The sequence below is a fragment of the Arthrobacter sp. UCD-GKA genome (assembly GCF_001863355.1).
Classification (GTDB): Bacteria; Actinomycetota; Actinomycetes; order Actinomycetales; family Micrococcaceae; genus Paeniglutamicibacter.
Genome location: NZ_MOLR01000005.1, coordinates 393,696 through 406,370 on the forward strand (window position 1 = coordinate 393,696; position 12,675 = coordinate 406,370).

Annotated in this window: 11 protein-coding genes; 5 read left to right on the forward strand and 6 right to left on the reverse strand. The window is 65.7% G+C overall.

What is annotated here, in order from left to right:
• Positions 1-48: 48 nt before the first annotated feature.
• Together BLJ79_RS11315 and BLJ79_RS22415 are read left to right on the forward strand one after the other, a co-directional pair.
• Complete coding sequence (locus BLJ79_RS11315; RefSeq protein ID WP_071214826.1) at positions 49-576, forward strand: PadR family transcriptional regulator; 528 nt, start codon at positions 49-51, stop codon at positions 574-576.
• Entirely contained in the window at positions 573-1,811 is a 1,239-nt protein-coding gene (locus tag BLJ79_RS22415; protein ID WP_083411218.1) for an alpha/beta fold hydrolase, read from the forward strand. The genes BLJ79_RS11315 and BLJ79_RS22415 overlap by 4 nt, the downstream gene beginning before the upstream one ends.
• Positions 1,812-1,904: 93 nt before the next feature.
• Here BLJ79_RS22415 and BLJ79_RS11325 read toward each other — a convergent pair whose 3' ends face one another.
• Both BLJ79_RS11325 and BLJ79_RS11330 read right to left on the reverse strand, forming a co-directional pair.
• A complete protein-coding gene (locus tag BLJ79_RS11325) occupies positions 1,905-3,476 on the reverse strand; it encodes an AbgT family transporter (protein ID WP_071214827.1) in 1,572 nt (523 codons plus the stop codon).
• Complete coding sequence (locus tag BLJ79_RS11330) at positions 3,473-4,741, reverse strand: metal-dependent hydrolase family protein (protein ID WP_217641890.1); 1,269 nt, start codon at positions 4,739-4,741, stop codon at positions 3,473-3,475. Before BLJ79_RS11330 ends, BLJ79_RS11325 begins: the two co-directional genes overlap by 4 nt.
• A 69-nt stretch (positions 4,742-4,810) precedes the next feature.
• Here BLJ79_RS11330 and BLJ79_RS11335 point away from each other — a divergent pair, with 69 nt between their 5' ends.
• On the forward strand, positions 4,811-5,860 hold the full coding sequence (locus BLJ79_RS11335) for an Lrp/AsnC family transcriptional regulator (protein ID WP_083411219.1): 1,050 nt from the start codon (positions 4,811-4,813) through the stop codon (positions 5,858-5,860).
• A gap of 104 nt (positions 5,861-5,964) precedes the next feature.
• On the opposite strand, the gene BLJ79_RS11340 is transcribed toward BLJ79_RS11335, so the two are convergent.
• The 4 genes from BLJ79_RS11340 to BLJ79_RS11355 all read right to left on the reverse strand — a co-directional run bounded on the left by BLJ79_RS11340 (position 5,965) and on the right by BLJ79_RS11355 (position 9,969).
• The gene (locus BLJ79_RS11340) at positions 5,965-7,146 is read right to left on the reverse strand and encodes a globin domain-containing protein (RefSeq protein WP_071214828.1); all 1,182 of its coding nucleotides are present in this window, start codon (positions 7,144-7,146) and stop codon (positions 5,965-5,967) included.
• Between the two features lie 210 nt (positions 7,147-7,356).
• The gene (locus BLJ79_RS11345) at positions 7,357-7,803 is read right to left on the reverse strand and encodes an RrF2 family transcriptional regulator (protein WP_175475465.1); all 447 of its coding nucleotides are present in this window, start codon (positions 7,801-7,803) and stop codon (positions 7,357-7,359) included.
• A 265-nt stretch (positions 7,804-8,068) separates the two neighbouring features.
• Positions 8,069-8,551, reverse strand: a complete 483-nt coding sequence (locus BLJ79_RS11350) for a hypothetical protein (RefSeq protein ID WP_071214829.1) — start codon at positions 8,549-8,551, stop codon at positions 8,069-8,071.
• Positions 8,548-9,969: a phosphomannomutase/phosphoglucomutase gene (locus tag BLJ79_RS11355; protein ID WP_071214830.1), complete on the reverse strand. Its 1,422-nt coding sequence runs from the start codon at positions 9,967-9,969 to the stop codon at positions 8,548-8,550. The genes BLJ79_RS11350 and BLJ79_RS11355 overlap by 4 nt, the downstream gene beginning before the upstream one ends.
• A gap of 121 nt (positions 9,970-10,090) precedes the next feature.
• On the opposite strand from BLJ79_RS11355, the gene BLJ79_RS11360 reads away from it, so the two are divergent.
• Positions 10,091-12,226: a RecQ family ATP-dependent DNA helicase gene (locus BLJ79_RS11360; protein ID WP_071214831.1), complete on the forward strand. Its 2,136-nt coding sequence runs from the start codon at positions 10,091-10,093 to the stop codon at positions 12,224-12,226.
• 170 nt (positions 12,227-12,396) lie between these two features.
• Positions 12,397-12,645 (forward strand): SCO4226 family nickel-binding protein, encoded by a 249-nt coding sequence (locus BLJ79_RS11365; protein WP_071214832.1) that lies wholly within the window; start codon positions 12,397-12,399, stop codon positions 12,643-12,645.
• The last annotated feature ends 30 nt before the right edge of the window (positions 12,646-12,675 follow it).

Below are 12,675 nucleotides of genomic sequence, written 5' to 3' on the forward strand. Positions count from 1 at the left end.
TGCGTGGCTGCTGGACCAATCCCCTAGGGGATGTGTCAGGATGAAAGCATGATTCTTGCGCGTTTGATCCTCGGGCTCTTGAGTTTGGCGCCCATGACCGGGTATGAACTGAAGAAGCACTTCGACTCGTCCATCAATCACTTCTGGAATGCCGACAAGGCGCAGATATATCGCACACTGGCCCAACTGGTGAAGGACGGGCACGCCACCGTCACCACCGTTGCCCAGAAGAATTACCCGGACCGCCAGGAACACCACATCACCGACGCCGGGCGCGAGGCCCTGGTGGAATGGCTGGGCGGCGAGGTCACCGCGCACACGCCCCGCGAGCCGTTCCTGGCCCGGGTGTTCTTCGCCGCCGAACTCGACCGAGAGTCGGTGCTCGAACTGATCCGCGCCCGGCGCGAGGCCACGCAGGAAGTGCTGGACGACTACCTCTCCCAGCGTGAGGACATCGACATGCGCGCAGCAGCGGACCGCCGCAGCTTCCTGATGGCAGCAACCCTCGACAACGGAATCCGGCATGCGGCCGCCGAGCTTGAATGGCTGGATGCCGTGACGGAGTACCTGCCATGAGCCAGCACGAGGGCGCCTCCGGCGGCGACGCGGGAACGGACGAGGAATTCGTGGACCGCTCGCTGTCCGACGAGGCTGCGGGCCCCGCCCCGGAGGGCGGGGCGGGCCAGGGGCCCCGGCCCGACAAGCCGACCCGGGAGGCCAACCCGAAACGCGCGCCCAAGGACCATCGGCCCCGCCCGGAACCCGGGCAGGACAAGGGCACAGCGAAGGACGAGGCGAAGCCCGCAGCCGAAGCGGCCGGGGTTCCGGCCGGCGGCCCGGCTGACCCGAAGTCCCCGGAGCACCGGCCGCAGGTTCCCGCCAAGGAAAAGCCCGCGCGCCCGGCCAAAGCGCCAAGGCAACCCCGGCCGGCAGTCCCGCATGCCCGCACCGAGCCGCAGGACCCTGCGGCAGCGGCAGCAGCCAGCGTCTCGGCCAAGCCCGCGGGTCCGCGCGACCCGGGCGGCTACCCGGAGTTCCATGCGCCCACGCGTGCCCGCCGCGACGGCAAGCCGGCCCAGACCATCGTGTTCCTGCACGGCGGAAACGTGGCGAACTGGACCTGGGACCCGCAGGTGCGGGCCTTCGGCGACTACGAGGTGCTCACCCCGCACCTTCCCGGGTTCGGAGCACGCGCCCAGGAAGACTGGGCGGGCCTGGACAGCGCCGCCGACGACGTGGCCGCGGTCATTGCCGACGAGGTCTCCAACGGCGGCGCCCACCTGGTGGGCCTGTCCCTGGGTGGCGTCGTGGCGTTGCGCGTGCTGGCCCGGCACCCCGAGCTCGTCGAGTCCCTGCTGATCTCCGGGGTCCCCGCTGCCGGGGTCTCGGCCTCGATGCGCACCATGAGCCGGATGCAGCTGCGCCTCTTCGGCAGCGAATGGTACTGGCGCTTCCAGGCCGGCGCCTATGGCATGGTTGCCGACGAGAAGGACCTGTTCACCGAGCACGGCACGCACCTGCGGGCCGACAACATGCGCGCCATCATGGACGAGGTCGACCCCGGTGGCGTCCCGGCCAAGCTCGGGGACTACAAGGGCCCGGTGCTGGTGATTGCCGGCGGCAAGGAACCCAAGCTGGTGGCCAAGTCCTTCCCGGTGCTGGCCCGCGCGCTGCCGCAGGCCCGGTTCCGCACCGCTGCCGGCATGCACCACCAGTGGAACATCGAGGACCCGATCCTCTTCAACGCGACCGTGCGCGCCTGGGTCGAAAAGGGAACCGCCCACCCGCGGTTGCAGGAGCCAAGGCAATAGACGGCACGCAAGCGCGAAACAGAAGGGCCGGAGTCGTTGCGGGAAGCTCCCTGCAACGACCCCGGTCCTTAGGCCTCCGGGGAAACGGGTTCCCTAGCCGATCATGATGTCCATGCCAGGGCCGGTGCCGGTCCCCGTCAAGAAGAACACCGTCAATACCAGCACCCAAAGCACCCAGAAGACCAGCGTGAACGGGAGAAGACGGGCAATGATGGACCCAATGCCTGCTTCCGGCTCGTACCTACGCAGGAACCCAAGGACAACCACCAGATACGGATTCAACGGAGTCAACACCTGGGTTGCGGAATCGCCGACACGGAAAGCTGCCTGGATGAAACCGGCCTCGTAGCCGATTAGGGCGAACATCGGGATGAACACGGCGGCAATCAGCGTCCACAGAGAAGACCCTGAGCTGATCAGGAGGTTTAGAATCGAGACGACGACGATGAATGCGATGATGGCGCCGTAACCGGTGAAGTTCATGTCCTTCAGCATCTGGGCCCCGTTAACGGCAACCCATGAGGCAAGACCGGACCATGTGAACAACGCCAGGAACTGGGCGAGGATGAACGCCACGATGATGAAGGACACCGCGTCCTTTACGGCCTGGCCCATCATTTCCACGACGGACTGGATATTGGTTATCAATCGAAGACGCGCCCCATAGACGATCGACGGTGCCAGCAATACGCAGAACACTATGAAGATGACCGAACTCAGCAGCGGCGACTTGGGCAGGAATTCGCCGGCCTCGTTACGCAGTGGTGCCCCCTCGGGAAGAGCTAGAGCCAGGACCAGTCCGGCGACGGCCAAAAGGGCCATTCCTGCCCACCGCAGTGCGGATTTCTCGGCGGCGGTGACTTCCGTGTTCGCGTCCTCGGAGACCATCGAATTCACGCCCACTCCTGCGCGGTTCAGCCGTGGCTCGAGCACCTTGTCGATGACCAGACCTCCAGCGATCGTCAGCACGCCGGCCAAGACGACGTTCAGCAGCAGGTTCGACACTGCCGTCACCGGCAGCACCATGCCCGCGACCGGAGCGGCTGCGGCATTGGAGATGCCTGCCAGCAACGCATCCGTGGAGGTGACGAACGGGGTGCAGCTGAATGCCGCCAGCCCGATGGCATAGGACCCGAGCAGGCCTGCCACTGGGTTGCGCCCTGCGGCGCGGAAAACCATGGCCGCTATGGGCGGGATTACCAGGATCGAGGCATCGGACATGATGTGGGCGCACAACGCCACCAACGCCATGACGTATGGCAGTGCCCAACCTGGGGCGCGGCCCAATGTCGATTTGACCAGGACCATCAACAACCCGGTGCGCTCGGCGACCCCGACCGCCAACAACAAGGTGACCACAACGCCCAAGGGCGGGAACCCGATGAAGTTCTGGACGGCAGTGGTCATGAGCCACACGATGCCTTCGCCGGTGAAAAGCCCCTTGACCAAGGTTGGTGTCTCGGCTCCCGGCAGCGTGGTACTCACGTTGAACCAGGAAACCACGGTGGAAATGATCCCGATGGCCAGGAAAAGGTAAAGGAAGAGCGCGAAGGGTTCGGGCAGCTTGTTGCCAACGCGTTCTATATGGTCCAGTGCCCCTGCGCCGAACTTCTTCTTTCCGGCCCGGGGCTTGGTTGGTGGCTTCTTGCTCATCAGGGTGCTCATGCCACGGCCTCTGCCGGCACACCGACGCGGCTGTCCTTGACGATGCGACCCTTGGCCATGACGAGCTCGATGTTCTTGGCATTGGCTAAGGCATGGATGGACGTCAAGGGATCAATACTTGTCAGGACCAAGTCCGCTTCCTTGCCGACCTCGACAGAGCCGACCCGGTCCTCCACCTGCAGCAACCGTGCCGCGTTGAGGGTTCCGGCGACCAGGGCGTCCATCGGCGACATGCCGAAGTCCACAAGGAGGCCCAACTCGGTGAGGTTGGTGCCGTGCGGGGAAATCCCTGCGTCGGTTCCCATGGCCACCTTGACTCCGGCGGATATGGCATTCGAAACGCAGCCGTAGAGGCTTTTCTGTAGGCGCTGCTTCTTTTCAACAGCGTAGGAAGCGGCAGTCGCCGGGTCGGCTGGGACCGTTGCCGTGCTGAGGGTTGGCACCAGGAAGCTGCCTTTATCGAGCATCAGCTCGATCGCCTTTTCATCGATCTCATAGCCGTGCTCGATGCTTCGCACACCGGCGACCAGGGCATTGGAAATGGAACGAGCCGACTGGGCATGGGCAGCAACTGGAACGCCGTGGCTTCCGGCCTCGTCGACCACCGTGCGCATTTCGGCGATATTGAGGCCGTCGTGCCATGGGGTGTCGCGCGGGGACCACACGCCGCCGCTGGCCATCACCTTGATGACTTTTCCGCCCAGGCGCATGACCTCGCGGGTGTTGCGCAAGGCCTCATCCGTCCCGTCGGTCAGGAACCCGATGTCCCCGTTCGGGGAAATCGCGGAGCCCTGGTTGAAGCCGCAGCAGGTGCGAAAATCGCCGTGGCCGCCAGTGGGTCCCAGCGCACGGTAAGCGAAGATGATTTCCGGTCCCTCGACGAGTCCGCGCTCGACGGCCACCTCGGTTGCCATGTCTATGCCGCCCAAATCCCGGACGGTGGTGATCCCGGCGTCAAGGGTGGCGCGCAGCAGCGGAATCGCTGCGTAGTAACCAAAGCGCGGAGGCAGGTGCAGCATTTCGGTTCCGCTGAACTGGCCGGCGGACATGGCCAAGTGGACGTGGGAATCGATGAATCCCGGGAGAAGGACTTGTCCACGTCCGTCAATGCGGATCGCATCGATATCGAAGATCGGTGCATGTGCGTCCGGGCCAACCCATTCGATCTCGCGGCCCCGCACCACGACGGTGTGCATTTCGGCCGGGGCAGTCCCCGTGCCATCGATAAGGGTGACGTGTTCAAATACCGTTTGCAGCTGCTGCAACTTTCCTCCATGTGCGCTGTGTCATAATTTCAACTAAACGTAAGGAGATAGACATGACTTTTCTCCAGAATGCAGGAAAAAGATATTATGGCAAAAAATTTGCAGAAAATTGATGGCATCTCCGAAAGTGACCTGGAGCTTGTCAACGCCCTCCAGCTGGCACCGCGAGCCAGCTGGAGCGAGCTGTCGATGGTCCTGGATGTGCATGCAACCACACTCTCACGCCGCTGGGACCGCATCGCGGAGGCCGGACTGGCTCGCATCTCCACCTCCCCGGGCCATGGCAGTGCCACGCAACTGGAAATGGCATTCGTCGAGCTGACATGCAGAAACAGTCAGGTCACGCAGGTCGCTAACGAGCTTTTCATGGACCACCGGGCCATGACCGTCCAGTTCATTGCAGGGTCTGCTCACCTCTTGGTGACGGTTGCCGCTCCCGGGGGCTCACTGGCGGACTTCCTGATCGCCACCATTGGGTCCATGGACGGAGTGTTGCACTACTCGGTGCGCACGGTGACCGGTCAGTTGGTGGAAGCCAGCAAATGGCATTTTCGTGCATTGCCGGCGGCTACGGTGCGCACGCTTCGAAGCCTTTCCTCTAGCGCCGGTTCCGCTCGCGAAGACCGCAGCGTTGTGATGGATGAAGCCGACCGCGAGGTGGCGCGTTCCTTGAGTACCAACGGGAGGATGGGTTTCAGGGAAATTGGCGATCGCGCCGGAATCTCCGCGCCGGCCGCGGCCCGACGCGTCAACCGGCTGATAGCGGGGAACTTCATCAATGTGCGCTGCGATCTGGTGCGTCACGGGCTGGGACGCAACGTCAGTGCCGTGTTTTGGGGAACCATGACGCCGGAGACCATGCTTCTTATTGACCGAGATCTCGGGGCTGAAATACCGGAACTCCGGATCATGATGGCTGTGACCGGCGCGCACAACATCCACATGGTGGTCTGGCTTAACAGCCCAGCCGATTTGTTAGCCATCGAGCGCAAGATCCTGCGTGCCGTTCCCGGTCTGACCATCGATGACCGGCGGATCGTTCTAAGGACATTCAAATACAACGGTGCAAGGATCACCGAGTCCGAGGTCTTTGGCGACGTGGTTCCCGTGGGGTACTGAAATTAAACGCGAAGGCCGCCACCGAGTGATCGGTGGCGGCCTTCGCCCCCCAAGCGGGTTCCGCTGAGATGCCTACCGTCGCGGGACCCGCGGCTTCCGGGCCGTTAGGCTGCGAGCCACAGGTCGGGTCCGAAGACCTCGTAGTGGATGTTGGTGGCCGGGATGCCGGCCTCGATGGCCTGCGAACGGACCGCGCGCATGAACGGCAGCGGGCCGCACAGGTACAGGCGGGCATCGGCCGGCAGCTCCAGGTTGGCCAAGGACATGTAGCCCTCGGTGGCTTCGGTGCCTTCGGCCTTGGCGTTGATGTCCTCGAGCCACAGCGTCAGCTCGGCGTTGGGCAGGGAATCGACCGATTCGAGCATCTGCTCCTTGAGCGCCCAGGCAGCTTCGTTGGCCTCCGCGTGCAGCACCATGACCTGGCGGTCCGAGCCCGCCGCGGCCAGGGTGGCCAGCGCGGAGGCGCTCGGGGTGCAGCCGATGCCCGCGGTGGCCAGGATGATCGGGGCGCCGGTGGTGTCGATGACCAGGTCGCCGTACGGGTTGGAAAGCTCGATGACGTCCCCGACGTTCAGGTGCTGGTGCATGAACGGGGAGACCTCGCCGCCGCCGTCGAACTTGGTGGTGATCACGCGCTCGGTCGTGGAGGTGACCGAATCGCTGAGGGTGTACTGGCGGCACTGGCGCAGTCCGTCCAGCAGCGGGACCCGCACCGAGACGAACTGGCCGGCCTTGGCCACCGTCACCGGGGTGTCGTCCGCCGGGACGAAGCGGAAGGTGACCGAACCGGTCCCGGCGGCTTCCTTGGCAACGAGCTTCCAGTCGGTCCAGATCTTGTCGTTGGCCTGCTGCGCGTAGAGGCCCTTTTCGATCTTGACCAAGGCGTCGGCCATGAGCCAGTAAACCTCGGACCAGGCCTCCGCGACCTCGGGGGTCACCGCCTCGCCCAGGTCGTCGACGATGGCGGCGAAAAGGTGCTCGTAGACGATGGCATACTGTTCCTCGACGATGCCCAGCGAGGTGTGCTTGTGGGCGATGCGGGAAAGCACCGCCTCGGGCAGGGTTCCGGGGTTGTTGACCAGGTGGGTGGCGAAGGCGGCGATGGATCCGGCCAGGGCCTGCTGCTGTGCACCGTTCTTCTGGTTGGCGCGGGAGAAGAGTCCGTCAAGGAGTTCCGGGCGGGCCGCGAACATCCGGTCGTAGAACTTCGGGGTGATGTGGGAGATCCGCTCGCCAATGATTGGCAGCGTGGCTTCGATGACCGGGCGGGACTTGTCGGAAAGCATCTTGTGGCTCCTTGACGAAGGGTGGCTCTTATCTTGCATCTTTCATGCAAGATTGATACTTCATTTCTACAGGGCGTAGAAGGTTGATGCAAATCGGCCCGCTGGGTTCGTGAAGGAGGAAGTCTTTTTGGGGCATCAAACCCCTGGGCCTCGGCGCCCGCGCAATGCCCCTGAGGCCGTTACCGGGCCCTGAGTTCGGGGCCCTGATGGTCAGGGCATGGAGGGGAAAGACAGCGGTGCCTTGGTGGAAACAGGGGTGAGATCCTCGATACTGAGCAGGTCCAGCTCTGCGTAGAAGGCTTCGCGCGCCCGGCGCAGGGCACTGCGCAGCTTGCATCCGGCAAGCAGCGGGCATGGAACACCGGCCTCGGAGATGCAGTCGACAACATCCTCGCGGAGATCGAGATCGCGCATCAGGGTGCCCACGCGCAGCTCCAGGCCGCGGCCGGTGATCTGCGATCCGCCGTAGCGCCCGCGCGCCACGTCCAGGGCGCCGCGGTTGCGCAGTTCCACGACGGCCTTGGCCACGTGGTTGTAGGGCACGCCGATCTGCTCGGCGATGTCCTTGGTGGTGACCTGCTGGTCGCGACGGGAGCCGAGAAACATCAAGGTGCGCAGGCACACGTCTGCATAGGCGCTGAGTTTCACGTGTTCCATTCTCGCAGGTGTTGGAATCCTGCGCAGTGATCCATGCCTCCGGCAGCCGGCGCCCGCCCGGTATTGCTCCCGCAACCGCTTCGATCGTTTTCCCGGCCCCCGGTGATCCTGCCCCGCCTTCGGCTTCGGGCGGCCCCGGTTCACGCCGTGGAGCCGAATACCGGAAACCTCCCGCTCGGGGCGGAAACCTGGCAGCCGTTCAAAGACCTGTGGCCCGGATCCGGGGAACCGGTTCCGGGCCACAGGCCGAAAGGCAAACGGGGGGTTAGGCCCAGACCTGGATCTGGCCGCCCTCGGCGCTGGGCTCGGAGAACTCCCAGATCCCGGTTTCCGGATCCGGTGCGGTGTAGGGCTGCACGATGGCGACCGAACCGCCGTTGCGGTGCTCGGCCAGYACGTGCACGGCGTCCGTGGCGTCATCCAGCAAGGTGACATCCGAGACGAAGGCCACGGCATTGAACGATTCGCGTTGGTCCTGCAGCAGCTGGACGAGATCGGCCATCATGACCTCGGCGTCGATGTCGGCTTCCGGGTCGTCGAGGTCCTCGGTGGGCTGGACGGCCAGCAGGCGCAATTCCGGCTCGGCATTTTCCTCGGTGGCCGGTTCCACGGCGATGGCGAAGGGCAGGAAGACGCCCTGTTCCTCCAGCTGTTCGCGGGCCACGCCCAGGGCGGTGCCCAGGACCTTGTTCAGCTCGGCCTGGGCGGCCTCGTCGAGTTCGGCGATCTTGTTTTCGGGGGTGCTCATGCGTTGCTCCTGACGATTGAGAGGACCTGGTTGCGGATGGATTCCATGGTCGCGGTGTCTATTGCTTCCCCGTTGTAGCGGAGGAAGGGTTCGGTGTTCGAGGGGCGCAGGTTGAACCAGTACGACCCATCGACGGCGGCCACGGTGGTGCCGTCCATGCGGGTGACGGTGACCGGACCGTCGGCGAATTCCGCCAGTACGCGGGCCACGGCCCCGGCCTTGTCCTGGACCTCGGAGTTGATCTCGCCGGAGGAAACGTAGGGCTCGTACTCGGCGGCGAACTCGCTCAGCGGGGTGTCCTGGTGGCCGAGGGCCGCCAGCACGTGCATCGCCGCGAGCATGCCGGTGTCAGCGTTGTAGAAGTCGCGGAAGTAGTAGTGGGCGGAGTGCTCCCCGCCGAAGACCGCGCCCTGCTCGGCCATGACGGCCTTGATGAAGGAGTGCCCCACGCGGGTGACCACCGGGCGGCCGCCGGCGGCGGTGACGGCCTCGGGCACGGCGCGGGAGGTGACCAGGTTGTGGATGATGACCGGGGTGTCCTCGCCCGCGGCGCGGGCCCGGGCGATTTCGCGCACCGCGACCAGGGCGGTGAKCGCCGAGGGGGAGACCGGCGCGCCCTTTTCGTCGATCACGAAGCAGCGGTCCGCGTCCCCGTCGAAGGCAAGCCCGATGTCGGCGCCGTGCTCGATGACCGCCGCCTGCAGATCGCGTAGGTTTTCCGGCTCCAGCGGGTTGGCCGGGTGGTTGGGGAAGGTGCCGTCGAGTTCGAAGTACATCTCGATGATTTCCAGCGGCAGCCCCGGCAGCAAGGTGTCGCCGAGCACCGCGGGGGTGGTGAGCCCGCCCATGCCGTTGGCCGCGTCGACCACGACCTTCAGCGGGCGGATGCTTGAGAGGTCGACCAGTTCGCGCAGGTAGGCGGCGTAGTCCGCCAGCACGTCGGCCTCGGTGACGGTGCCCTCGGGGGCCTCGGTGGACACCGGCAGGCCCTCGTCCAGGTAGGACTGGGCCAGGTCGCGGATGTCGAAGAGCCCGGTGTCGGAGGAGACCGGGACGGCACCGGCCTTGGCCATCTTGATGCCGTTGTATGCGGCGGGGTTGTGGCTGGCGGTGAACACCACCCCGGCGCAGCCCAGCGAACCGGCGGCGAAGTACAGCTCGTCGGTGGAGATCAACCCGAGCATCTTCGGGTTGGCGCCGCGGTAGGCGGCACCGCGCGCGAAGGCAGCGGAAAATTCGGGGGAGGAGGGGCGCATGTCCCCGCCGACCAGGACGTCCTGTCCGGCCAGGCCCAACACGTCGACGAATGCGGCGCCAATGGCCTCGACCGCCTCTGCGGTAATGGTGGCCCCGACGATGCCGCGCACGTCGTAGGCCTTGAAGGACTCTGAAAGATCGATTTCCACACTCACACCCATGAGCTTATCCGGTTGGTCCGTCCCGCCGGGAAATTGGCGCAATGAAGGTGAGTAGCGACATAGGGGCGGCGTTTGCCGCCGGTGGGGGCAAGTGTCGGTGGACACTGGAATACTGGGGGCCATGGACGCCTATACACCCAGCATTGATTCGGACTTGCGCTCCGCTGCCACTTCCATCCTGCGTTCCCTGGTCGGCCGGGACGATGCGCAGTTCCACGACGGCCAGTTCGAGGCCATTGAGGCCCTGGTGGCCGGTGGCCGCCGGGCACTGGTGGTGCAGCGCACCGGCTGGGGAAAATCCGCGGTGTACTTCGTGGCCTCGCTGCTGCTGCGGGCCCGGGGAGCTGGTCCCACGCTGATCGTCTCCCCGCTGCTGGCGTTGATGCGCGACCAGGTCGCCGCCGCCTCCCGGGCCGGGGTGCGGGCCGAGGCCATCAACTCCGCCAACGCCCTGGACTGGCAGTCGATTGCCCAGAAGCTCGACAACGACGAGCTGGACGTGCTGCTGGTGTCCCCGGAGCGGCTGAATAACCCGGTCTTCCGCGATACCCAGCTGCCGGCGCTGGTGGCGCGGATGGGCCTGCTGGTCATTGACGAGGCGCACTGCATCTCCGACTGGGGCCATGACTTCCGTCCCGACTACCGCCGCATCAAGGACCTCATCCAGGCGTTGCCGGGCAACGTCCCGGTGCTGGCCACCACCGCCACGGCCAACGAGCGGGTGGTCCACGACGTGCAGGAGCAACTGGCCGTGGGAGGCGCCGAGGTCTTCACGCTGCGCGGCTCGCTGGCCCGCGAGTCCCTGCGCCTGGGCGTGCTGCGCCTGGCCTCGCCGCGCTCGCAGTTCGCCTGGCTGCTGACGCACCTGAACGACTTCCACGGCTCGGGCATCATCTACACGCTGACCGTCTCCGCGGCCGAGGACATCACCCGGCTCCTGGCCGAGGCCGGGCACAAGGTGCTCGCGTACTCGGGTCGCACCGACACCGAGGAACGCCACCGTGCCGAAACCGCGCTGAAGAACAACGAGGTCAAGGCGCTGGTGGCCACCAGCGCGCTGGGCATGGGCTTTGACAAGCCGGACCTGGGCTTCGTCATCCACGTCGGGGCGCCCAGTTCCCCGGTGGCCTACTACCAGCAGGTGGGCCGCGCCGGCCGCGGCAGCATCAACGCAGACGTCCTGCTGCTTCCGGGCCCGGAGGACCGCGAGATCTGGCGATACTTCGCCACAAGTTCCATGCCGGACCAGCAGAAGGCCAACGCCGTGCTGCAGGAACTCGCCGCCACGTCCGGGCCGCTGTCGGTGCCCGCGCTCGAGGCCCGGGTCAACATCAAGCGCACGCCGCTTGAGCTGCTGCTGAAGGTGCTGGCCGTGGACGGCGCCGTGGAACGGGTCTCCGGAGGGTGGATCGGTTCGGGCGCCCAGTGGTTCTACGATGCCGAACGCTACACCCGGGTGGCTGCCGCCCGCGTGGCCGAGCAGAACGCGATGCTCGATTACGAAAACCTGAAGACCTGCCGCATGGAATTCCTGTCCCGGGCCCTTGACGACCCGGCCGCTGCCCCGTGCGGTCGCTGCGACAACTGCGCGGGCGTCTGGTTCAGCGATGACATCCAGGCCTCCGCCAAGGACTCGGCGCAAACTGCCCTGGGCAGGGTCGGGGCCCTGGTTGAGGCACGTCGGATGTATCCCGGCGGCATGGAAAAACTGGGTGTTCCGCTCAAGGGCAAGATCAAGCCCGAGTTCCAGGCCGAGGACGGACGGGCCCTGGCCCGGCTGACCGACCTGGGCTGGGGCGGCCGGTTGCGTGCCCTGCTCGAAAGCACGGACGAGCCGGATGCACCGATGCCCCAGGCCATGCTCGATGCCTGCGTGAAGGTGCTCAGCGAGTGGAAATGGTCGACCAGGCCAGTCGCGGTGGTCTCCATGCCCTCGCGCTCCCGCCCGCAACTGGTCGGATCGTTCGCCCAAGGCATTTCCACCATCGGCCGGCTGCCTTACCTGGGGCAGTTGGAATACCGGGACCATGGGCCGCGCGGCGGCTCGGGCGGTAACTCGGCCTTCAGGCTCGCTGCGGTCTGGGACCAGTTCGTGGTTCCCGCCGAAATGGCCGAGAAGTTGGCCGGCGCCCCGGGTCCGATCCTGCTCCTCGACGACCTGGCGGACAGCCGGTGGTCGATGACCGAGGCGGCCAGGATCCTGCGCGAGGCCGGGGCCCCCGGGGTGCTTCCGTTTGTGCTGGGCGTGGCCGGCTAACGGCGTTCGCAAGGCGGCACGCTTGCCGAAGGTTTCGGGCCGTGCCGGCAGGGTGGCGGCCCGCGGCAAGATTCGTGGCCGGCAGCTATGTTTATGCGTCCGAGCTGCTCCTAGAATGGGGCCAACGCAGAGTCATGAATGCGTTTGCCACAATCCAAGGAAGTGTCGCTATGGCTGAATTCATGGATGTCCACAACCACATGCAGGGCTTGTCCGCAGCGGACCTCAAGGCTGCGCACGAGGCTGATCTCGCCCTCCAAGGCGAGGAAGGCGTGGAATTCAAGAAGGCGTGGGCCGACCCGGTCAGCGGGAAGATCTTCTGCCTCTCCGAAGGCCCCTCCGCGGAGGCGGTCCAACGGGTCCACGAGCGGGCCGGCCACCTGGCCGACGAGATCTACGCAGTGCCGCTGGTGGTCTGAACCCTGATGCGGCCACAAGGACCACAAGGA